The following is a 21,525-nucleotide window of genomic DNA, read 5'->3' on the forward strand; positions in this document are numbered from 1 at the left end:
GAGGGCGCGGCGCCCTTACAGCCGCACGGTGGTCAGGGAGCGCTTGATCATCGGGGTGAGCCGCTGTTCGACGTAGCGGTAGAGCACCCAGGCCAGGCCCAGCATCACCAGGACGGTCAGGGCGAACGTCCCGTAGGAGGGGATGCCCAGCTTTTGGTGGAAGGCCCAGACGGCGACCCAGCCCAGATGCTCATGGACCAGGTAGAACGGGTAGGTCAGGGCGCCCGCCACGGTCAGCCAGCGCCAGTTCGCCCAGTTCAGCTTGCCCAGCGCGATCAGCGTGACCGCCGCATAGCCGAAGGCGACGACGGCGATGATGGCCGTGGCCGACCGGTAGGAGAAGGCGTCGACGTTGGCCGGGTGCCACAGCTCGCGGATCGCGTAGTGCTGGCCGATCAGGAAGCTGATCCCGATGATGCCCCAGGCCAGGGCGTCATGGCCGAAGCGGTGGAGTAGATAGATGCCCATGCCGCCGATGAAGTACGAGGAGTACTCCGGCATCAGGACGACGTCCAGCAGCGGCAGGTCCGACGCCTCGGCGAACGCCGAGCCCAGCGTCCAGACCGCGCAGAAGAGCACCACCCGGTGCCGGGTCGCGCCCGGGAGCACCACGAAGAGCGCGAAGAGCGCGTAGAAGCGCAGCTCCGCCCAGAGCGTCCAGCACACGCCCAGCACCCGGTCCACTCCGAGCGGCTGCTGGAGCATGGTGAGGTTGACCAGCGCGTCGCTGGGCGAAACCGCCTTGTAGGCGACCCAGGGGAGCGCGAAGACGCCGGTCACCAGGATGATCGCGACCCAGTAGGCGGGGTAGAGCCGGGAGACGCGCGAGGCGAAGAAGGAGCGCAGCGGCCGTCCCCAGCCGCTCATGCAGATGACGAAGCCGCTGATGACGAAGAAGATCTGGACGCCGAGGCAGCCGTAGGCGAAGTAGCTGGAGAGGGTGGGGAACTGCGTACGGGGCGAGGAGCCCCACGCCTGGGTGATCTCCCCGTCGCGGCCGCCGTAGTGGTACGCGGCCACCATGAGCGCGGCGAGCAGCCGCAGCCCGTCCAGCGCCCGCAGCCGCACCGGATGGCCACCGCCGCGCGCGGCCGCCTTCGCGGTGCGCCCGGCGGATGGCTCCAGGGCCTTGTCGGGGGTGCGCGGCGGCGCCGGCGTGGGAGCCGTCGCCGCCGCGTTGGATATCGGCCCGGCGTCGGGAGCGGGTATCGGCCCGGCGTCGGGAGCGGGCGGCGCGCTCATCCGGTGGCCGTCCGCTTGAGGGCGGCCCGCTTCAGGGCCCGGGCGCGGCGCGCCACCCTGCGCACCGTCTCATTGCGCGGGATGAAGGCCAGCTGCGAGGGGACCGCCCCGGGCAGGGCGAGCGCGGTCAGCCGGCGCTTCTTGAAGTAGCGCCAGGTGTTGTTGTCCAGATGGGCGGCGAGATAGCGCTCGGCGACGGGCCGCAGATCGGGGTAGATCTTGGCCTGCATGCAGAAGCCGACCGCGGCGACCAGCCCGGTCAGCTTCTTCCCCGCCCGCTCGTCCACCCGCTGGGCGGCGGCCACCGCCTTGTGGTCCTCGAGGTCGGGCAGCAGCGCGTCCACGATCGTCACCGGCATACGGTTGCTGTTCTGGTACGGGGTGAGCCGCTCCAGCAGCACATCGGTGCCGATCTTGGCCACCGGCAGCCCGTAGAAGACGTCGGCGGTGAGCAGCGCGGTGGAGAAGCAGCCGATGACCAGGGCCGGACGCATCCGCTGGTACAGCACCTCGGCCAGGACCGGGGTGTCCATCACGGTCAGCTCCGCGCCCAGCTCCGCGGCCTTCTTCTCCAGCATCCGCGACCAGCGGGCCGGGGCGGTGGGGTGCGGTTTGAAGACGACGGTGCGGTGGCCCAGCGCCACGGCGCCGCGCAACATCCGCACATGCAGCTCTTCCTCCTCCTGCGGAGTGAGGATGTCCAGCGCGGACAGGTACTGCCCGAGCATCATCGCCGGGCCGCTGCCGACGGCGATCCGCTCGCTGGCGGAGGCGACGCTGCGCGGCGCGGCGTCGGCCACCTCGGCGAGCACCTTGGTGAACACCTCGGTCGGCAGGATCTCCGGTTCGACGCCGAACTCGGTCAGCAGCAGCGGCCGCAGTCCGGGCACCAGATCCAGGTGGAGCAGCCGGCGGATCCGGGTGCCGATCAGCGGGTCCAGCTTGTTACGGGTCGGGCCGTAGCTCATCAGCCCGTCCGCGTAGACGTCGATGGGCGCGCCCTGGAACACATTGGCGATCGCCATCGCCGGGTTGACCTGGATGGACTCCAGGACCAGCTCGACATTGTCGTCGCCGAGGTTCCACAGCAGCCGCAGATGGCGCTCCCACAGCGGGGCGTCGTCCGGGCGCGGGGCCCAGCCGCCGGGGTGGAACGGCGAGATCGCCTCGTTCCAGGAGAGCACCCGGTCGAAGCGGCCGCGCAGCCGCTCGAAGCCGGGCATCTCGTCGACCGGCGGGGTGGTCTCCGGCGTCGCGGCGTTGTTGCTGACCAGCAGCAGCCGGCGGTCGGCCGGGCCGACGCCGCCCGCGTCGATGGCGGCCGCGAGGGTCGCCGCCCCGTAGAGGGTCGAGGCGAGGAAGATCTGGGTGCGCTTGCGCTCCGCCAGGGGCTTGTAGGCGGACATCAGGCCGCCACCTCCGCCCCCGCGGACCTGCGCTTGACTCGCCGCAGCCGTGCGGCACGCTCGTAGTCCATGGAATCCAGTGCGTCCTTCAATACGTCCTGGGGCATGCGTTTCATCGCCGCCGCCGACATGGAACGGAGTTTGCGGGCCACTTGTGGTTCGAATCTCTCGATGTTGCCCAGGTGGTGGGAAATGATCGCGCAATAGGTGCGGACGGCCTTCGGCAGCAGGGCGTCGGCGTCGCGGTCCCGTGCGGTTTCCTCGATCACCTGGTCGAATGCGCGGATGAAGTCCAGCTGCCGCACATCTCCGATCTGGGTGAGCGAGGAGGACACCCCGCGCCGGTAGAAGACGCCGTGCAGACCGAGGACGGCGAAGCTGGCGGCCTCGCGGTGCAGCCGCCAGATCCAGGGCCGGTCCTCCGCGGTGCGCAGTCCGTGGGTGAAGTGCAGCAGCCCCTGGTCGAGCAGGCGGCGGTGGTACATGCCCGCCCAGGCGTAGGGGTAGTCCACGGAGGTGGAGCGGTCGGCCGGGAGGATCGCGTCCCGCGGGTCCATCACCATCTCGCGGCGGCCGTGCGGCACCCGGGTGATCGAACGGGCCCGCGCGGTGCACTGGACGTGGTCCACGCGCACGAAGTCGCATCCCAAGTCCTCGATGGCCGCAACGAGTTGCTCGTAGTAGCCGGGTGCCAGCCAGTCGTCGCCGTCGAGGAAGGTGAGGTACTCCCCGGTGGCCTTGTCCAGGCCGGTGTTCCGGGCGGTGGCCAGCCCACCGTTCTTCTCGTGCCGTACGTAGACGGCCCCCGGAAGGTCGCGTTCGGCGCGCTCCAGGATCTCCGGCGTCCCGTCGGTGGCACAGTCGTCGACGAGAATGAATTCGAAGTCCTCGCGCGCGTTCGCGCGCAGACTTCTGAGCGTGTCGGGGGCATAGGTCTGCACGTTGTAGAACGGCACGATGACGGAGAGCTTAACCACGCGGGTGACGGTAGGTGTCCGGTCGGCATTCGTCTTGACCTAGGGTGTACGTAAAGGTGAACGAAGAACGTCGGAACGGTTAACCCGCCGCTCCAGCCAGCCGATTCTCCAATCGTCGACGTTCTGTTAACCCTTTGTTGCTCTTGCGTTGGGCCGTGAATCGACAACGCTTCCTAGCGTCTGCGACGTGTCCTCACGTACCAATTCTCCTGTGCGAGTCGCCGTGCTCGCCGACTCCGACACCCGGTGGAAATGGGGCGCGCTCACCGCGCATCGCCTCGTACCGGACGGGTCGGATTCCGCCTCCGGCCGTCGCCTGGACGGCTTCCTGCTGCGCGGCCGGGCCACGCCGACCGCCCGGCAGCTCACCGAGGTCGGGGTGCGTGCCGACGCGATGCGCGAGGTCACGGGCGTGGAGTTCGTCCGCGCGGTGGACCGTGAGCGCTATGACGTGATCGTGCTCTCCCTGGTCGGCGGCGCCGTCCAGGCGATGCTGCACGGACTGCGCCACGCCTGGCAGGGCCAGGCCCGCCGCCCCGTGGTCGTCACCGGCTACGTCGGCGTCGTCTACGAGAAGCTGGCCGACGGCCTGCTGCTGCGCCACGGCGCCGATGTGGTGCTGGCCAACTCCCGGCACGACGCCGACCGCTTCCGCGACGTCTATACGGGCGTCGGCGCCGACGCGGACAGCGTCGTCGAATGCGCGCTGCCCTTCCTCGGCGGCGACCGCTACGACGAGAAGGCGCGGCTGGGGCGGAAGCACCCCGGCGGCACGGTCGTCTTCGCCGTCCAGCCGTCCGTCCCGGACAACCGCGCCGACCGCACCTATCTGCTGCGCCGCGCGGTCGAGCACGCGCGCCGCCATCCGGACCGCGAGGTCGTGGTCAAGCTGCGCAGCAAGCCCGGTGAGCACACCACGCATATCGAAGAGCTTCCCTACCAGAAGCTGATCGCCAAGTTCGGCGACGATCTGCCCGCCAACCTCCGGCTCGCCTACGGCAACATGGGCGAGGTCCTGGACACCGCCGACCTGCTGGTCACGGTCAGCTCCACGGCCGCCCTGGAGTCGCTGCACCGCTCCATACCGACCGCCGTCCTCACCGACCTCGGGGTGCGGGAGACGCTCGGCAATCACCACTTCCTCGGCTCCGGCTGCCTGGCCTCGTGGGACCAGCTGGACGCCGGGCACCTGCCCGAGCCGAACGCCGAATGGCTCAGCCGCCAGGGCGTCGCCGCCGACGGGCCGTACGAGACCTGGTTCGACGCCGCGCGGGAGCGCGTCGCCGAGCTGGCCGCCGAGCAGGCCCTCGCGCCGCTGGCCCCCTTCTACACCCCCACCACCGCGCCCGGCTATCTGCCCGGCCGGCTCGCCCGGTACGGCTTCGAGCCGGACGGCTCGCCCCGCCCCGGGGCCTCCGCCGAGGACGAGGCGCAGGTCTCCGCGTTCCGGCGAGTGGTGCGCAACACGATGCGCGAAGCGGCCCGCGGCGCCTATCGCCACGGCGTCCAGCGGGTGGCGCCGGTGATCCGGCGGATGGGGGAGCTATGAGCGGCCACGTGGATGCGAAACAAGAGGAGGCCGGGACGGCCTCGATCACCTCCGCAACCCCTGAAGGAGCCGCCATGCCCGCCTCGAGCCCGTGCGTGCTCGCCGTGATCCCCGCCCGTGGCGGGTCGAAGGGCGTCCCCGCCAAGAACCTCGCCGCCGTGGGGGGCGTACCGCTGGTCGCTCGTGCCGTCATGGAGTGCCGGGCCAGCCGCCTGGTCACGGACGTGGTCGTCTCCACCGACGACGCCGGAATAGCCGCCGCGGCACGCGGCGCGGGCGCCGTGGTCGTCCAGCGGCCCACCGATATCGCGGGGGACACCGCCACCAGCGAGGCCGCGGTGATCCATGCCATGGACGCGTACGAGGCGTCCCACGACACCGCCGTGGACGTGGTGCTCCTGGTGCAGTGCACCAGCCCGTTCATCATCAGCGAGGACATCGACGGCGTGGCCGCGGCGGTCGCCGAGAAGGGCGCGGACACCGCCCTGACGGTGGCACCCTTCCACGGCTTCGTCTGGCGCGAGGGCGAAGACCGCCAAGGAGACGCGATGGACGGCGGCGACGGGGTCAACCACGACAAGTCGTACCGCCCGCGCCGGCAGGACCGCCCCCAGGACTTCCTGGAGACCGGCGCCGCCTACGCGATGGACGCACGCGGCTTCCGCGAGGCCGGGCACCGCTTCTTCGGCCGCACCGACCTGGTGCGCACCGACCCCGCCCGGGTGCTGGAGATCGACGATCCGCACGATCTGGCCCGCGCCCGCGCGCTCGCCCCGCTGTTCGACGCCGAGCGGCCGGGCGCCCTCCCCACCCGCGAGGACATCGACGCGGTGGTGCTCGACTTCGACGGCACCCAGACCGACGACAGGGTGCTGATCGACTCCGATGGACGCGAACTCGTGGCCGTGCACCGCGGCGACGGGCTCGGGATCGCCGCCCTGCGCCGTGCTGAGCTGGCGCTGCTGATCCTGTCCACGGAAAAGAACCCGGTCGTCGCCGCACGGGCCCGCAAGCTCCAGGTTCCCGTGCTCCACGGCATCGACCGAAAAGATCTCGCACTGAAGCAGTGGTGCGAGGAGCAGGGCATCGCGCCGGAGCGCGTGCTCTACGTCGGCAACGACGTCAACGACCTCCCGTGCTTCGGCCTCGTCGGCTGGCCCGTGGCGGTCGCAGGTGCGCACGACGTCGTGCGCGGCGCCGCACGTGCGGTCACCTCCACCCCCGGAGGGGACGGCGCGATCCGCGAGATCGCCTCGTGGATTCTCGGAAAGGAACTGTCTTAAGTGAGCTCCAACTCTCGCCTCCGCACCCTCGGTGAAAAGATCGCCGGACCCGGCCACCCGGTCTATGTCACCGGTGAGATCGGCATCAACCACAACGGCGACCTGGAGAACGCGTTCAAGCTGATCGACGTGGCCGCCGAGGCCGGCTGTGACGCGGTCAAGTTCCAGAAGCGAACCCCGGAGATCTGCACCCCCCGCGACCAGTGGGACATCGAGCGTGACACCCCCTGGGGCCGGATGACCTACATCGACTACCGCCACCGCGTGGAGTTCGGCGAGGACGAGTACCGCGCCATCTCCGAGCACTGCAAGAAGCGCGGTATCGACTGGTTCGCCTCCCCGTGGGACACCGAGGCCGTCGCCTTCCTGGAGAAGTTCGACGTCCCGGCCCACAAGGTGGCCTCCGCCTCGCTGACCGACGACGAGCTGCTGCGCGCCCTGCGGGCGACCGGCCGCACGATCATCCTGTCGACGGGCATGTCCACCCCCAAGCAGATCCGCCACGCGGTGGAGGTCCTGGGCAGCGACAACATCCTGCTGTGCCACGCCACCTCCACGTACCCGGCCAAGGCCGAGGAGCTCAACCTGCGCGTGATCAACACGTTGCAGGCCGAGTACCCCAACGTGCCGATCGGCTACTCCGGCCACGAGACCGGTCTCCAGACCACGCTGGCCGCCGTCGCCCTGGGTGCCGCGTTCGTCGAGCGCCACATCACCCTGGACCGCGCCATGTGGGGCTCGGACCAGGCCGCCTCCGTGGAGCCGCAGGGTCTCCAGCGGCTGGTGCGGGACATTCGCATCATCCAGGAGTCGCTCGGTGACGGCGTCAAGAAGGTCTACGAGAGCGAGCTCGGCCCGATGAAGAAGCTCCGCCGTGTCGCGGGCGTCGTCGCCGAGTCCGAGGCCGCCGACCGCGAGCCCGCCGCGGTCTGAGGCTCTCTGCCGTGAATCCACCGGCCGGTGAGACCGGCCCTCGCCCGGAAGCGGCGGGCACCCCTGACACGTCGGGGGCCGCCGGCCGCTTCCGGGCCCTGCCTTTGGACGGTGCGATGGTCTCCGCTGCCCCCCTTGCCCCTCAGGCCACACTCGCCTTCGTGGAGAGCCCGGTCCAGCTGCTGAACGTGCTGGAGTGGGCGTACTCCGATGTTCAGCGCGCCCGGCGCGCCGGGGGCCCGGAGGCCACGGTGCCCCAGGACCTGACCGTGGTGGTGCTCTCCCCGCACGATCCGATGACCCGCGGCCAGCTGCGCCGGATGGCCGAGCTGGCGCGGGACGAGGGCGTCATCGTGCGCTGGGAGGACGCGCGCGGCGGGGCCGGTGCGCCGATCAAGACCATCGGCGGGCTGCGCGGCCCGCTGCGCCGGGCCGCCCGGATCGTGATAGGCGACCCGTTCTCCCGCTATGTCCAGCTGCTGCTGACCCTCACCCGGGCCAAGGACCTGGTCGTGGTGGACGACGGCACGGCCACCATGGAGTTCATCTCCCAGCTGGCCAAGGGGGAGCCCCTGGTGCGCTGGCACCGGCGCGGCAGCCATGGGCCGCGCGACCTGGTGTTCGCACCGGTCTCCGCCACCGCCCGCCGCCGGCTCACCCCGGGCGACAAGCGCCGGGTCGAGGTCTTCAGCTCGATGCCGGTGGAGCCGCCCGCCGGGGTCACCATCACCGCCAACGACTTCGCCTGGACCCGGTCCCGGTTCGGCCCGCCCCGGCTCACCGGAGGCACCGACCTGGTGGGCACCTCCCTGGTCGAGACGGGTGTGGTGGACCTGGAGCGCTATCTGGAGGCGGTCGGCTCGCTGACCCGCGCCCATGGCGCCACCCGCTACTTCGCCCACCGCCGGGAGAGCACCGAGAAGCTCAGCCGGATCGCGCATGAGGTGGGGCTGGAGATCGTACGGCCCGATCTGCCGCTCGAGCTGATAGCCCGCCGCGGCCCCATCGGCCATACGATCGTGAGCTTCCCCTCGACCGTGGTGCACACCCTGCCGCTCGCGCTCGTGGGCACCGGCGTCGAGGTCGCGGTCTGCGATGTGGACCCCGCCTGGCTGACCAGCAACGCCTCCCCGCGCGCCCAGGGCTTTCTGTCCGGGGTCACCGGGACGGCCCGCGATGTGCGCCGGCTGAACTCGGGCCCGACGGCGGGTTCGCCCCCGCCCAGGGACGCGGCCCCGCCGAGAGACCCCGCCCCGCCCGCGAACCCCGGTCCGCCCGCGGCACCGGTCGCCGCGTCCTGAGACCGGCACCGTCGCCCGTACGGCCGTGTGGCGCTTGTCACCCACGGCCGACCGGCAAACCGGTCGTTATACCCCCTGACTAGGGGGATCATGCACCGGGCGGGGTACTTTTGCGTACCCGAACAGATTGAATTTTTGTTGATCGACATTCGGTGGGCCCACCTGGCGTTCTACGCTTCTTCAGGTGAAGCAATTGATGTCCCTCGATGCGACCGATGCCACACCCACCACCGCGCCGGCCCTGCCCGGTACGCTCCCCGATGAGCTGCGTACCGAACTCATCGCCTTCCGGCGCGACTTGCACATGCACCCCGAGCTGGGCAACTGCGAGTTCCGCACCACCGCCGCGATCAAGGCGCGGCTGGAGCAGGCGGGACTCGAACCGCGGGTGCTGCCCTCGGGCACCGGTCTCATCTGTGACATCGGCCCGCGCGATGGCGTAGCGCCCCTGCTGGCGCTGCGTGCGGACATCGACGGACTGCCCATCCCCGACACCAAGACGGTGGACTACCGCTCGACCGTCGCCGACCGGGCCCACGCCTGCGGTCACGATGTGCACACCACCGTGGTGCTCGGCGCCGGTCTGGTCCTGGCCCAGCTGGCCCGCGAGGGGCGGCTGGCGCGTCCGGTGCGGCTGCTGTTCCAGCCCGCCGAGGAGGTGCTGCCCGGCGGCGCGGCCGACGCGATCGAGGCGGGTGTGCTGGACGGCGTCGGCCGGATCCTGGCGGTGCACTGCGATCCGAAGGTCGAGGTCGGCCGGATCGGGCTGCGCATCGGGCCGATCACCTCGGCCTGCGACCGGCTGGAGGTCTCGCTGGACGGGCCTGGCGGCCACACCGCGCGCCCCCATATGACCACCGACCTGGTGACCGCCGCCGCCAAGGTGATCACCGAGGTGCCCGCGCTGCTGGCCCGCCGGGTGGACGCCCGCTCGGGTCTGGCCGTCACCTGGGGCCGGGTGGAGTCGGGCCACGCCTGCAATGTGATCCCGCAGCACGCCGAGCTGTCCGCCACGGTCCGCTGCCTGGACCTGCCCGCCTGGCGGGAGGCCCCGGACCTGGTGCATGCCGCGGTGGACGAGATCGCCACCCTGCACCGCGCCAAGTCGGAGATCAACTACATCCGCGGGGTCCCGCCGGTGGTCAACGAGGCGAGCTCCGCCGAGCTGCTGCGGGACGCCATGATCGCCCGCCGCGGCGCATCCGCGGTCGAGGACACCGAACAGTCCCTGGGCGGCGAGGACTTCTCCTGGTACCTGGAGCGGGTGCCCGGCGCGATGGCCCGGCTGGGTGTCCGCAAGGTCGGCGACACCACCCGGCGCGACCTCCACGCGGGCGACTTCGACGTGGACGAGGGCTCGATCGCGGTGGGCGTGGAGCTGTTCACGGCCGCCGTCCTGCTCGACCGGAACGCGTAGCTCCGGCGGATGCGGAACACATGATTCGGATGGTCGCGGAATACGTAGTTCCGAGGGTCGCGGAACGCCTGGCTCCGAGGGGCGCGGAATACGTGACTCCGGCCGTCGTACCGCCGCGCGCCTCCCGGGGCGCGCGGCGCGATCATCCCTTCGTCACCGCCGGTACCGCTCGCCGACACGAGAGGTTCGCGACGATCCGATAACGGCTTCCGAGGGGGCCTTTATCTGGCATCTACGCGCGTTACGATGCGGCGGAACCAGCGCCGCAAGGGGCGCTTCGAGAACATCAGAGGGGACCCTCGTGCGCCGGGTATCCACGATAGCTGTCGCGGGCATCGCCACCGCGGCTCTCGCACTCTCCGTCACCGCGTGTGGCAGCAGTTCCGAAGAGGGAAGCAAGGACGCCGGTATCGGTCTGGCCTACGACGTGGGCGGCCGCGGCGACCACTCCTTCAACGACTCCGCCGCCAAGGGCTATGACAAGGCCCTGAAGGACTTCGACGTCAAGGGCAAGGAACTGACGGCGAAGGACGGCGACACCGATGCCGACCGCTACGACAAGCTGGCGAGCCTCGCCGAGGCGGGCTACAACCCCGTCATAGGCGTCGGCTACGCGTGGACCCCCTCGCTCACCAAGGCCGCCAAGAAGTACAAGGACACCGACTTCGCCATCGTGGACTCGGTCGTCGACGCCAAGAACGTGGCCAGCCTGGTCTCCGCCGAGCACGAGGGCTCCTACCTCGCCGGTGTGGCCGCGGGCCTGAAGACCAAGAGCGACAAGGTCGGCTTCATCGGCGGCACCGACAGCGCGCTGATCAAGAAGTTCGCGGGCGGCTTCCAGCAGGGCCTGAAGGAGACCAACCCCAAGGCGTCCCTGGATGTCCAGTGGGTGCAGGTCGGCTCGCCCAAGGGCTTCGGCATGCCGGACCGCGGCAAGGACATCGCCGAGGGCATGCTCTCCAACAAGGTCGACGTGATCTTCTCCGCGGCCGGCGGCTCCGGCGCGGGCGCCATCGAGGCGACCGCGGGGAAGAAGGGCACCTGGTCGATCGGCGTCGACGGCGACCAGTACTACGACAAGGGCCTGGCCCAGTACAAGAACACCATCCTGACCTCCATGATCAAGACCGTGGACGGCTCGGTCTACGACTTCATCCAGAGCGTCGTGAAGGACAAGAAGCCCGAGAGCGGCGTCCAGACCTACGACCTCAAGCGCGGCGGCGTCTCCCTCTCGTACTCCGGCGGCTTCATCAACGACATCAAGCCGAAGATCGAGGCGGCCAAGAAGAAGATCATCGACGGTCAGATCAAGGTCCAGGACACCTACAAGGACTGACCCCCGCGCCACGGACCCGCACGGCACCCCCGGGTGCCCGGCCGGGTCCGTGGCATACCCCGGCCGGTCCGGCCCCCGGCCAGCCCCACCCCCCGTCGCCCCTCAGGAGTGCGCCATCAAAGCCGCCAGCCCACCCAAGGGCGCTCCCGCCGGTGCCGTCACCGACGTCGCCGTAGAACTCCACGGAATCACCAAGCGGTTCCCCGGAGTCGTCGCCAACCACGACATCGACATCACCGTGCGCCGCGGCACCGTGCACGCCCTCGTGGGCGAGAACGGCGCGGGCAAGTCGACCCTGATGAAGATCCTCTACGGGATGCAGCGCCCGGACGAGGGCACCATCGCGATCGACGGCAAGACGGTGGAGCTGCACTCCCCGGCGGACGCCATATCCCGCGGGGTGGGCATGGTGCACCAGCACTTCATGCTCGCCGACAACCTCACCGTGCTGGAGAACGTGGTCCTCGGCGCGGAGAAGCTGCACGGCATCGGCGGCCGGGCACGCGCCCGGATCAAGGAGATCTCCGACGCCTACGGGCTGGGCGTACGCCCCGATGTCCTCGTGGAGGACCTGGGCGTGGCGGACCGTCAGCGGGTGGAGATCCTCAAGGTCCTCTACCGGGGCGCCCGGACGCTCATCCTCGACGAGCCGACCGCGGTCCTCGTCCCGCAGGAGGTCGACGCGCTCTTCGACAACCTCCGCGAGCTCAAGTCCGAGGGCCTGACGGTGCTGTTCATCTCGCACAAGCTGGGCGAGGTGCTGTCCGTGGCCGACGACATCACCGTCATCCGCCGCGGCACCACGGTGGCCTCCGTCGTACCGTCCGAGACCAGCCCCCGGCAGCTGGCCGAGCTGATGGTCGGCAGCGAACTGCCCTCGCCCGAGACCCGCGAATCCACCGTCACCGACACCGACATGCTGGTCGTGGGCGCGCTGCGGCTGACCGCCACCGATGTGGACGGGGTGCAGCGGGCCGTCCTCGACGACATCGACTTCACCATCCACAAGGGCGAAGTCCTCGGCATCGCCGGAGTGGAGGGCAACGGCCAGGCCGAACTGGTCGAGGCCATCATGGGCATGCGCGACCCCGACGCCGGCACCATCACCCTGGACGGCGCCGACATCTCCCACGCGCCCACCCGCAAGCGGCGTGAGGACGGCATCGGCTACATCCCCGAGGACCGCCACCGGCACGGACTGCTGCTGGAGGCGCCGCTGTGGGAGAACCGCATCCTCGGCCATGTCACCGAGGTGCCCAACAGCAAGGGCGGGCTGCTCAACCCGGCCGCCGCCCGGCGGGACACCGAGCGGATCGTCGCCGAGTACGACGTCCGTACGCCCGGGATCGAGGTCACCGCGGCCTCGCTGTCCGGCGGCAACCAGCAGAAGCTGATCGTCGGCCGGGAGATGAGCCACCACCCCAAGCTGCTGATCGCGGCGCACCCCACCCGCGGGGTGGACGTGGGCGCCCAGGCGCAGATCTGGGACCAGATCCGCGCCGCGCGCCGTGAGGGTCTCGCGGTGCTGCTGATCTCGGCCGACCTGGACGAGCTGATCGGCCTGTCCGACACCCTGCGGGTGATGTACCGCGGCCGGCTGGTCGCCGACGCCGACCCCGCCACCATCACCCCGGAGCAGCTGGGCTCGGCCATGACCGGCGCCGCCTCCGGCCATCTGGAGGACTCGGCGGACGACGGCACCGAGGCCGCGACCGGGACCGCGTCCGGGACCGGGCCCGCGGCCGAGGCCGCGACCGGGGGAGAGGACCGATGAAGAAGCTGGACAAGGAGCGGGTGCTGCTCGCGGTCGCGGCCCCGGTGCTGGCGCTCGCCGCCGCGTTCGTGCTGACCGCGCTGGTGCTGCTGGCGACCGGCAAGGAGCCGTTCAACGCCTTCGGCATCATGTTCGACTACGGCATGAAGGCCGACAGCCAGGTCTACATCCTCAACAAGGCCACGACGTACTACCTGGCGGGGCTCGCGGTGGCCATCGGCTTCCGGATGAACCTCTTCAACATCGGCGTCGACGGCCAGTACCGGCTGGCCGCCTTCTTCGCCGCCGTCGTCGGCGGGGCGCTGGGGCTGCCGGGGCTGGTGCAGATCCCGCTGATCCTGCTGGTCGGCATGTTGGTGGGCGCGATGTGGGCGTCCATCGCCGGGCTGCTGAAGGTCTACCGGGGCGTCAGCGAGGTGATCAGCACCATCATGCTGAACTCCCTCTCCGGCATCGTCATCAGCTATCTGCTGGTGGACGGGCGGCTGGCCGACCTGGACAAGCAGACCAACATCGTGGCCACCGACCCGCTGCCGTCCTCCAGCCACTTCTTCACCATCCCGGCGGGCGGCGACCTCGACCCCATCTGGGGCTTCATCGTCGTCGCCGCGCTCGCGGGCGTCGGCTTCTGGTTCCTGCTCGGCCGCACCCGGTTCGGCTTCGATCTGCGCGCGGTGGGCCGCTCCGAGTCCGCCGCCCAGGCCAGCGGCGTCAACGTCAAGCGCATGGTGCTCACCAGCATGGTGCTCTCGGGGGCGATGGCCGGCCTGATCGGCATGCCGACCCTGCTCAACGACACCCACCAGTTCACCTCCGACTTCCCCACCGGCATCGGCTTCACCGGTATCGCCATCGCGCTGCTCGGCCGCAACAACCCGGTCGGCATCGCCCTGGCCGCCGTGTTGTGGGGCTTCCTCGAGCGCGGCGCCAACCGCCTGGAGTTCGAGGGCTACGACAAGGAGATCGTCGGTGTGATGCAGGGCGTGATCGTCCTGTGTGTCGTCATCGCGTACGAACTGGTGCGCCGCTACGGCCTCAAGCGCCAGCAGCAGAGGGTCGGCGCGGAACTCGCCGCCCAGGCCAGGGCCGACAAGCCCCAGGGCACGGACAAGACGGAGGTGCCGGCATGAGTGCCACGGTGACCACCACCAAGAGCACAAGCGCGCCGGGCAAGGGGAACGGGCCCGCCTCCCGGATGTCCCTGGGCAAGGTGCTGCTGATCGTCGCCGGGGCGCTGATCGCGCTGTCGGTGCTGCGGACGCTCGTCGACGCCGCCCAGCAGGCGGACTTCGACCGCGTCACCTCCGCCGGGCAGATCGGTGCCGCGCTCTCCATGGCCGTGCCCATCGGCCTCGCGGGCCTGGGCGGGCTGTGGTCCGAGCGGGCCGGTGTGGTCAACATCGGCCTCGAGGGCATGATGATCCTCGGCACCTTCTTCGGTGCCTGGGCGGGCTACCAGACCAACCCCTGGGTGGGTGTGCTCGCGGGCGTCCTCGGCGGCGCCGTCGGCGGTCTGGTGCACGCGGTGGCCACCGTCACCTTCGGGGTGGACCACATCATCTCCGGTGTGGCGATGAACATCCTCGCCCTCGGCGCCACCACCTATCTGGCCAAGCGCTGGTTCGAGCCGCTGGCCGACATCGGCGGCTCCCCGAAGAACTCCCCGCAGGTCGACCCCATCCAGACGTTCACCGTCCCCGGGCTGTCCGACTGGCTGGCCGATCTGGAGAACCACCACTGGTTCCTGGTCTCGGACATCGCGGGCGTCCTCGGCGGCCTGGTCACCGACATCTCGGCGCTGACCATCGTCTCCGTCCTGCTGGTCGTGGGCAGCTTCTTCGCCCTGTGGCGGACCTCGTTCGGACTGCGGCTGCGGTCCTGCGGCGAGAACCCGACCGCGGCCGAGTCCCTCGGCGTCAACGTCTACCTCTACAAGTACGCGGCCGTGGTGATCTCCGGCGCCCTCGCCGGGCTCGGCGGGGTCTTCCTCGCCCTGGTCCGCTCGCACATCTACAACGAGGGCCAGACCGGCGGCCGCGGCTACATCGGCCTCGCCGCCATGCTCTTCGGCAACTGGCGGCCGGGCGGGCTCGCGATGGGCGCCGGTCTGTTCGGCTACTCCGACGCCCTCCAGCTGCGCAACGGCGGGGCGACCGTGCACGCCCTGCTGCTCCTGGTCGCACTCGGCCTCGCCGCGCTGGCGGCCTGGCGGATTGTCCGCAAGAGTTATGTCGCGGGCGCGGTGTTCGGCGCCGCGGCCGTCGCGCTGCTGCTGTGGTACGCCCTGACCGACACGGTCCCCAACGACCTGGTCAGCGCCACGCCGTACATCGTGACCCTGCTGGTCATGGGCCTCGCCTCACAGCGGCTGCGGATGCCCAAGGCGAACAACAGGCCCTACCGGAAGGGACAGGGCACATGACCACTTCCGCCGCCGCGGCCCCCGACTGGGAGTCGCTGCGTGTGCGGGCCCGGGACGCCATGTCCCGGGCCTACGCCCCCTACTCCGGCTTCCCGGTGGGCGCCGCCGCGCTCGTCGACGACGGCCGGACGGTCAGCGGCTGCAATGTGGAGAACGCCGCGTACGGCGTCGCGCTGTGCGCCGAATGCGGTCTGGTCTCCTCCCTCGTCGCCTCGGGCGGCGGCCGCCTCACCGCCTTCACCTGCTGCGACCGCGAGGGCGCCGTGCTGATGCCCTGTGGCCGCTGCCGTCAGCTGCTGTGGGAGCACGGCGGCCCGGAGCTCCAGATGGACACCGCCACGGGCATCCGCCCGCTCGCCGAACTCCTCCCGGACGCCTTCGGCCCCGCCGACCTGCGCCGCCCCGCGGCACACGGCTGATGCTCCCGAACACGAAAGGCCCCGTACCACCCCCATGGACGCCATCTCCGTCATCCGCGCCAAGCGCGACGGCACCCGTCTGACCGACGCCCAGATCGACTGGGTCATCGACGCCTATACGCGCGGCGAGGTGGCGGACGAGCAGATGTCCGCGCTCGCGATGGCGATCTTCCTCAACGGCATGGACCGGGCCGAGATCGCCCGCTGGACCGCCGCGATGATCGCCTCCGGTGAGCGGATGGACTTCTCCTCCCTGCCGCGCCCGACCGCCGACAAGCACTCCACCGGCGGTGTCGGCGACAAGATCACCTTGCCGCTGGCCCCCCTCGTGGCCGCCTGCGGAGCCGCCGTACCGCAGCTCTCCGGCCGGGGCCTTGGCCACACCGGCGGCACTCTCGACAAGCTGGAGTCCATCCCCGGCTGGCGGGCGCAGCTGTCCAACGCCGACATGCTGGCCGTCCTGCGCGATGTGGGCTCGGTCATCTGCGCGGCGGGCGAGGGGCTGGCCCCGGCCGACAAGAAGCTGTACGCGCTGCGCGATGTCACCGGTACGGTCGAGTCGATCCCGCTCATCGCCTCCTCGATCATGTCGAAGAAGATCGCCGAGGGCACCGGCTCCCTGGTCCTGGACGTCAAGGTGGGCTCCGGCGCCTTCATGAAGGACATCGACTCCGCGCGCGAACTGGCCGCGACGATGGTCGGCCTCGGCAATGACCACGGCGTCCGTACGACCGCCCTGCTCACCGACATGTCCACCCCGCTCGGCCTGACGGCGGGCAACGCGCTCGAGGTCCGCGAGTCGCTGGAGGTCCTGGCGGGCGGCGGCCCGGCCGACGTGGTCGAGCTCACCCTGGCCCTGGCCCGCGAGATGCTGGACGCGGCGGGTCTGCCGGACGCCGACCCCGCCAAGGCCCTGGCCGACGGCACGGCGATGGACCACTGGCGCCGCATGATCAGTGCCCAGGGCGGCGACCCGGACGCCCCGCTCCCCACCGCCCGTGAACACCACGTCGTCACGGCCACCGCCGACGGCGTCCTCACCCGGCTGGACGCCTACGCGGTCGGCCTCGCCGCCTGGCGCCTGGGCGCGGGCCGCGCCCGCAAGGAGGACCCGGTCCAGGCGGGCGCGGGCGTGGAGCTCCACGCCAAACCGGGCGACCGGGTCACCCCCGGCCGGCCCCTCCTCACCCTCCACACCGACACCCCGTCGGCGTTCACCTACGCCCTGGAGGCCCTGGAGAACGCGATCGACTACGCCCCCGGGAACTCGGAGTTCACCGCGTCCCCGATCGTTCTGGACCGCATCGCCTGACCCGGGCGCGCCGGCACCCCGGCCACCGGCCGCGCGGATGCCGGGCGCACCGGCCGCGCGCCGGTTACGGCAGCAGCTGGCCCCGGCGGCTCAGCAGGAACTTCTTGAAGGCCGCCACCGGGGGCGTGTCGGGGTGGCCGTCCAGCCAGGCGACGCCGATCTCGCGGACGGCGCGCGGGGCGGTGACGGTCAGCTCCGCCACCCCGGGGCGGGGGACCGCCGGGGGCGGGAGGAGGGCCACGCCGAGGCCGGCGGCGACCAGGCCGCGGAGCGTCTCCGCCTCCTCGCCCTCGAAGGCGATCCGCGGTGTGAACCCCGCCTCCGCGCACAGCGCGTCGGTGATGCGCCGCAGCCCGTAGCCAGGTTCCAGGGTGACGAACAGCTCCGAGGCGGCCTCGGCGAGCCGGACCCGGCGGCGTCCGGCCAGCCGGTGGTCGTCGGGGACCACCAGCCGCAGCCGCTGCTCGTCCAGCCGGCGGGCGACCAGATCGGGGGCGTCCGGCACCGGGGAGGTCAGACACAGATCGAGGCCGCCCGCGCGCATCCGCTCGATCATCGCCTCGCCGTAGTTCTGGACCAGCTGGAACCGCACCCGCGGATGGTCGGCACGGAAGCCCCGGATCAGACCGGGCACGGTCTCGGTGCCCAGCGTGTGCAGAAAGCCGAACGAGACCCGGCCCGCCGCGGGGTCGGCGTCGGCCCGTACGGACTCGGCGGCGCGGTCGACCTCGGCGAGGGCCCGCTCCACCGAGCGCAGGAACGTCCGCCCCGCCGGGGTGAGCGCCACCGTACGGCCCCGGCGGGCGAAGAGCGCCACCCCCAGGTCCTCCTCCAGCCGGACCATCGCCCGGCTGAGCGTCGACTGGGGCACCCCCAACTCCTGTGCGGCGCGCGTCACATGCTCATGGCGGGCGACGGCGGCGAACTGGGCGAGGCGCGGAGTGAGGGCCATCGCCCAGGACCCGGCCTCGGCATCCGCTGTCACCGGAATGTCGTTTTCGTAACTGATGAGTGACACGGACGCCCCTGACCTCTACTCATGCGGCACTGGATCGATTATCGCCATTCCGTGCATTGGACGCATCAACGAAGGTTACGTACGGTCGAACCATGCCTCCTGCTGATACCAGGGCGTCCGCCGGAAACCACCCGGTGGACGCCTCCGCTGTGATGTCGACGAATGTGATGTCGACGAACTCCAACCCTTCCGACCCTTCCGCGTCCGACGCCGCGAACGCCCCCGTGCCGGAGCGGATGCGGCCCGGCCGCCCCGGGTACTCCCGGATGCGGCTCGCCCTCTTCACCGCGGGCCTCGCCACCTTCGCCCTGCTCTACTCGACCCAGGCGCTGCTGCCCGCGATCTCCGACGATCTACGGGTCCAGGCGGACCAGGCCAGTTGGAGCGTCTCCGCGTCCACCTTCGGCCTGGCGCTCGCGGTCATCCCGCTGAGCGCGCTGTCCGAGCGGTTCGGCCGGCGCGCCATGATGACCGTCTCGCTCACGGTCGCGGTCGCCCTCGCCCTGCTGGTGCCGTTCGCACCGGACCTGGGCTGGCTGATCGCGCTGCGCGCGGTCCAGGGTGCGGCGCTGGCCGGGATCCCGGCCTCCGCGATGGCGTATCTGTCGGAGGAGGTCCATCCGAAGGCGCTGGTCGGCACGATCGGGCTGTTCGTGGCCGGTAACAGCGTCGGCGGTATGAGCGGCCGGATCCTCACCGGCTGGGTGGCGGACGCCGGGGGCTGGCGGGTCGCGCTGGCCGCGGTGGGCGTGATGGCGGTGGTGTGCGCGGTGGCCTTCCGGATGCTGCTGCCCAGGCCCCGGCACTTCACCCCGGCCGAGGTGAGCCCGCGGGCGCTGGCCCGCACCCTCGCCGGGCACCTCTCCGATCCGCTGCTGTGCCGGCTGTACGCGATCGGCGCGCTGTTCATGACGGTCTTCGGCGGGGTCTACACGGTCATCGGCTACCGCCTGGTGGCCCAGCCCTTCGGTCTCTCGCAGAGCCTGATCGGCTCGATCTTCCTGATCTACCTGGTCGGCACGTTCTCCTCGGCGGCGACCGGCAAGCTGGTCGGCCGGCTCGGCCGGCGCGGCGCGCTGTACGCGGCGGTGTCCACGACCGCGGCCGGGCTGCTGCTGTCCCTGCTGAACTCCATTCCGGCGGTGCTGGCCGGTCTGGTGCTGATCACCGCGGGCTTCTTCGCGGGCCACGCGGCGGCGTCCTCGGCGGTGAGCCGTACGGCCAAGACCGGGCGCGCCCAGGCCGCGGCGCTCTACCAGGCGTCGTACTACATCGGCAGCAGCGTGGGCGGTGCGCTGGGCGCGCTCGCCTTCCACGCGGCCGGGTGGGGCGGCACGGTCGCCATGGGCCTGGTGGCCGTCGTCGGCGCGGCGGGGATCACGCTGTACGCGACGCGGCAGGCGAGGGCCGAGCGGCGGGCGGAGGTCGCACGGCGCGAGCTGTGCGGTGTGCCGTCCTAGCCCCGGCCTCCCCTGAAGCCCTGAACCCCTGAAGCCCGAAGGGGCCGCCCGCCACTGTCCGGCGGACGGCCCCTTCGCCTGTCCGGACCTGGTTCGTCCGGACCCGGTGCGTGGGGGCCCGTGGGGCCCGGTTTGGCGGCCCGGTGCGTGAGGGCCCGGTTTGGGGGCCCGGTCCGTGGGGGGCCGGTTCGTGGGGCGTGTGCGGGCGTGCTCGGTCGGGTGCGGCTTTCGTCTCGCGCCTTCGGCGCATTTGAGCAGCGGGGCAGGGGGTGCCGGGCCGGGCCCGCGTCGCCGGGCGCCGGGCCGGTGGGGGCGAGCGCCGGTGGCGGCGTCGGTGCCCCGGGGGCCGAGGCCGACGCCGGACAGCCGGGGGTACCCCCGGAAATCGCTTGATAAATTAGTTGCGCCAGATCAAGCGTTTTTTGGATGGGTACCCGGAGGGCCGTCCGGGAGCAGCTCCTCAGCGGACCGGCGGAGTCGGCTACGGTTCGGTGGCGCCCCGAAAGGGCGCGGGGCTGTGCCGATGTGCGGCTCCGCCGCGCGGGCGCGACCCGGAGCGCTCAGCCGCCCGCAGTCCGGCGGAAACCTGGCCATCGAGGACCGTAGCCGCCCCGGCGCTGCCCCCACCGGCTCGGCGCTCGGCGACGAGCGCGCGCCCCCCACCCCCTGCCCCGCTGCTCAAATGCGCCGAAGGCGCGAGACGGCGCCGCACCCGACGACGAACACGGCCCCCGCCGCGCCCCACCTCCTGCCCCGTTGCTCAAGTGCGCCGAAGGCGCGAGACGGCGCCGCACTCGGCGGCGAAACAGGGCCCCCGCCGCGCCCGGCCCCCGTCCGTGCGGCGCAGGAGCCGCACGGACGGGGGCCTGGGCGCCCGCGCACAACCAAGCGCTCAGTGCCCGAGATTCGCCCCGAACCCCGACGCCAGCGGCATCCGCAGCCCCAACGGCGGCGGAGCCGCCAGCGCGTCGGCGACCGGGCGGGAGAAGCCGGAGTGGAAGAGGGTGCCGAGGAGGAAGTCCACGGCCAGCGCCTGCACTTCGGAGCGGTGCTGGTGCAGCCCGTGCCCATCGGTGTGCACCTCGAAGCGGCACACATCCCGGTTGGCCTTCTTCGCCCGCTCGGCCAGCCGGTAGGACAGCTCGGGGTCGGTCCGCTCGTCGTTGGTGCCGTGGGCGATCAGCACCTGCCGTCCCACCAGCTGTTTCACCGGTTCGGGTTCGAGCAGCTCGTCCGGGGCCGGAAGCCAGGGGGCCAGCGCCACGACCGAGGTGACGGCCGCGTGGCCGGCGGCGCGGAGGGCGGCCCGCCCGCCCATGCCATGGCCGATCAGGCAGATCGGTACGTCGCCGTAGCGCCGTACCACCTCCTCCACGGCCCATGCGGCGTCCGACGCGGCATCGGCGGCGACCCCGTTCCAGCCCCGGCGCCGGTAGTGGACGACATGGGCGGCCAGCCCCTCCTCCCGGCCCGCCCGGACCAGCCGCCGGGCCAACGGCAAGGTGGCGGCCACCGAGAGTCTGGACGGCCGTCTCGTCCCGTTGGGCTCCCCCTCGGGGAGCAGCAGCACCACACCGTGTACGGTCCTTCGTGCGGCGGCCGCGCCCATCGGCCGCCCCAGCCGTGCGCCCCGCTCGGGCAACGCTTGCTGAGCCATGGCGACACGATCGCAGAAG

General features: G+C 71.5%; 17 protein-coding genes. 12 read left to right on the forward strand and 5 right to left on the reverse strand.

Going from position 1 to position 21,525, the window contains the following annotated elements; all coding sequences use genetic code 11:
* Positions 1-15: 15 nt before the first annotated feature.
* Genes AB0E24_RS09380 through AB0E24_RS09390 form a run of 3 tightly spaced genes read right to left on the reverse strand, consistent with a single transcriptional unit; the run spans position 16 to position 3,625 of the window.
* On the reverse strand, positions 16-1,242 hold the full coding sequence (locus AB0E24_RS09380; protein ID WP_359375753.1) for an acyltransferase family protein: 1,227 nt from the start codon (positions 1,240-1,242) through the stop codon (positions 16-18).
* On the reverse strand, positions 1,239-2,648 hold the full coding sequence (locus AB0E24_RS09385) for a polysialyltransferase family glycosyltransferase (protein ID WP_147968498.1): 1,410 nt from the start codon (positions 2,646-2,648) through the stop codon (positions 1,239-1,241). Before AB0E24_RS09385 ends, AB0E24_RS09380 begins: the two co-directional genes overlap by 4 nt.
* Positions 2,648-3,625: a glycosyltransferase family 2 protein gene (locus AB0E24_RS09390; protein WP_093704140.1), complete on the reverse strand. Its 978-nt coding sequence runs from the start codon at positions 3,623-3,625 to the stop codon at positions 2,648-2,650. The genes AB0E24_RS09385 and AB0E24_RS09390 overlap by 1 nt, the downstream gene beginning before the upstream one ends.
* 187 nt (positions 3,626-3,812) lie before the next feature.
* On the opposite strand from AB0E24_RS09390, the gene AB0E24_RS09395 reads away from it, so the two are divergent.
* The 11 genes from AB0E24_RS09395 to AB0E24_RS09445 all read left to right on the forward strand — a co-directional run bounded on the left by AB0E24_RS09395 (position 3,813) and on the right by AB0E24_RS09445 (position 17,371).
* Positions 3,813-5,174 (forward strand): DUF6716 putative glycosyltransferase, encoded by a 1,362-nt coding sequence (locus AB0E24_RS09395; RefSeq protein ID WP_099014033.1) that lies wholly within the window; start codon positions 3,813-3,815, stop codon positions 5,172-5,174.
* A gap of 74 nt (positions 5,175-5,248) precedes the next feature.
* The gene (locus AB0E24_RS09400; protein ID WP_093704144.1) at positions 5,249-6,457 is read left to right on the forward strand and encodes an acylneuraminate cytidylyltransferase; all 1,209 of its coding nucleotides are present in this window, start codon (positions 5,249-5,251) and stop codon (positions 6,455-6,457) included.
* A complete protein-coding gene (locus AB0E24_RS09405; protein ID WP_069870325.1) occupies positions 6,458-7,390 on the forward strand; it encodes an N-acetylneuraminate synthase family protein in 933 nt (310 codons plus the stop codon).
* A 116-nt stretch (positions 7,391-7,506) separates the two neighbouring features.
* Positions 7,507-8,691 (forward strand): hypothetical protein, encoded by a 1,185-nt coding sequence (locus AB0E24_RS09410; RefSeq protein WP_359375757.1) that lies wholly within the window; start codon positions 7,507-7,509, stop codon positions 8,689-8,691.
* 196 nt (positions 8,692-8,887) lie between these two features.
* Positions 8,888-10,108 (forward strand): amidohydrolase, encoded by a 1,221-nt coding sequence (locus tag AB0E24_RS09415; RefSeq protein WP_283888793.1) that lies wholly within the window; start codon positions 8,888-8,890, stop codon positions 10,106-10,108.
* A 301-nt stretch (positions 10,109-10,409) separates the two neighbouring features.
* The gene (locus tag AB0E24_RS09420) at positions 10,410-11,444 is read left to right on the forward strand and encodes a BMP family lipoprotein (protein ID WP_069870319.1); all 1,035 of its coding nucleotides are present in this window, start codon (positions 10,410-10,412) and stop codon (positions 11,442-11,444) included.
* A gap of 49 nt (positions 11,445-11,493) precedes the next feature.
* On the forward strand, positions 11,494-13,218 hold the full coding sequence (locus AB0E24_RS09425; RefSeq protein ID WP_079257948.1) for an ABC transporter ATP-binding protein: 1,725 nt from the start codon (positions 11,494-11,496) through the stop codon (positions 13,216-13,218).
* The gene (locus tag AB0E24_RS09430) at positions 13,215-14,348 is read left to right on the forward strand and encodes an ABC transporter permease (RefSeq protein WP_093702868.1); all 1,134 of its coding nucleotides are present in this window, start codon (positions 13,215-13,217) and stop codon (positions 14,346-14,348) included. The genes AB0E24_RS09425 and AB0E24_RS09430 overlap by 4 nt, the downstream gene beginning before the upstream one ends.
* Positions 14,345-15,640, forward strand: a complete 1,296-nt coding sequence (locus AB0E24_RS09435) for an ABC transporter permease (RefSeq protein WP_359375760.1) — start codon at positions 14,345-14,347, stop codon at positions 15,638-15,640. The genes AB0E24_RS09430 and AB0E24_RS09435 overlap by 4 nt, the downstream gene beginning before the upstream one ends.
* Positions 15,637-16,059: a cytidine deaminase gene (locus AB0E24_RS09440; RefSeq protein WP_079257946.1), complete on the forward strand. Its 423-nt coding sequence runs from the start codon at positions 15,637-15,639 to the stop codon at positions 16,057-16,059. The genes AB0E24_RS09435 and AB0E24_RS09440 overlap by 4 nt, the downstream gene beginning before the upstream one ends.
* Positions 16,060-16,093: 34 nt before the next feature.
* Entirely contained in the window at positions 16,094-17,371 is a 1,278-nt protein-coding gene (locus AB0E24_RS09445; RefSeq protein ID WP_359375762.1) for a thymidine phosphorylase, read from the forward strand.
* A 64-nt stretch (positions 17,372-17,435) separates the two neighbouring features.
* Here AB0E24_RS09445 and AB0E24_RS09450 read toward each other — a convergent pair whose 3' ends face one another.
* A complete protein-coding gene (locus AB0E24_RS09450; RefSeq protein WP_069870675.1) occupies positions 17,436-18,323 on the reverse strand; it encodes a LysR family transcriptional regulator in 888 nt (295 codons plus the stop codon).
* Between the two features lie 158 nt (positions 18,324-18,481).
* Between AB0E24_RS09450 and AB0E24_RS09455 the strand changes: the two genes are divergently transcribed.
* Positions 18,482-19,849, forward strand: coding sequence for an MFS transporter (locus AB0E24_RS09455; RefSeq protein ID WP_359375765.1), 1,368 nt, complete (start codon positions 18,482-18,484; stop codon positions 19,847-19,849).
* 892 nt (positions 19,850-20,741) lie between these two features.
* Here AB0E24_RS09455 and AB0E24_RS09460 read toward each other — a convergent pair.
* Positions 20,742-21,506 (reverse strand): alpha/beta hydrolase, encoded by a 765-nt coding sequence (locus AB0E24_RS09460; RefSeq protein ID WP_079153557.1) that lies wholly within the window; start codon positions 21,504-21,506, stop codon positions 20,742-20,744.
* Positions 21,507-21,525 lie beyond the last annotated feature (19 nt).

It is taken from the genome of Streptomyces malaysiensis subsp. malaysiensis (genome assembly GCF_040653035.1).
GTDB lineage: Bacteria > Actinomycetota > Actinomycetes > Streptomycetales > Streptomycetaceae > Streptomyces > Streptomyces malaysiensis.

Coding starts and splice junctions, on each gene's coding strand:
- AB0E24_RS09380 (WP_359375753.1), bottom strand. CDS start 1,242: ATGAGCGCGCCGCCCGCTCCCGACGCCGGGCCGATACCCGCTCCCGAC.
- AB0E24_RS09430 (WP_093702868.1), top strand. CDS start 13,215: ATGAAGAAGCTGGACAAGGAGCGGGTGCTGCTCGCGGTCGCGGCCCCG.
- AB0E24_RS09385 (WP_147968498.1), bottom strand. CDS start 2,648: ATGTCCGCCTACAAGCCCCTGGCGGAGCGCAAGCGCACCCAGATCTTC.
- AB0E24_RS09410 (WP_359375757.1), top strand. CDS start 7,507: ATGGTCTCCGCTGCCCCCCTTGCCCCTCAGGCCACACTCGCCTTCGTG.
- AB0E24_RS09415 (WP_283888793.1), top strand. CDS start 8,888: ATGTCCCTCGATGCGACCGATGCCACACCCACCACCGCGCCGGCCCTG.
- AB0E24_RS09445 (WP_359375762.1), top strand. CDS start 16,094: ATGGACGCCATCTCCGTCATCCGCGCCAAGCGCGACGGCACCCGTCTG.
- AB0E24_RS09440 (WP_079257946.1), top strand. CDS start 15,637: ATGACCACTTCCGCCGCCGCGGCCCCCGACTGGGAGTCGCTGCGTGTG.
- AB0E24_RS09460 (WP_079153557.1), bottom strand. CDS start 21,506: ATGGCTCAGCAAGCGTTGCCCGAGCGGGGCGCACGGCTGGGGCGGCCG.
- AB0E24_RS09435 (WP_359375760.1), top strand. CDS start 14,345: ATGAGTGCCACGGTGACCACCACCAAGAGCACAAGCGCGCCGGGCAAG.
- AB0E24_RS09455 (WP_359375765.1), top strand. CDS start 18,482: ATGCCTCCTGCTGATACCAGGGCGTCCGCCGGAAACCACCCGGTGGAC.
- AB0E24_RS09400 (WP_093704144.1), top strand. CDS start 5,249: ATGCCCGCCTCGAGCCCGTGCGTGCTCGCCGTGATCCCCGCCCGTGGC.
- AB0E24_RS09450 (WP_069870675.1), bottom strand. CDS start 18,323: ATGGCCCTCACTCCGCGCCTCGCCCAGTTCGCCGCCGTCGCCCGCCAT.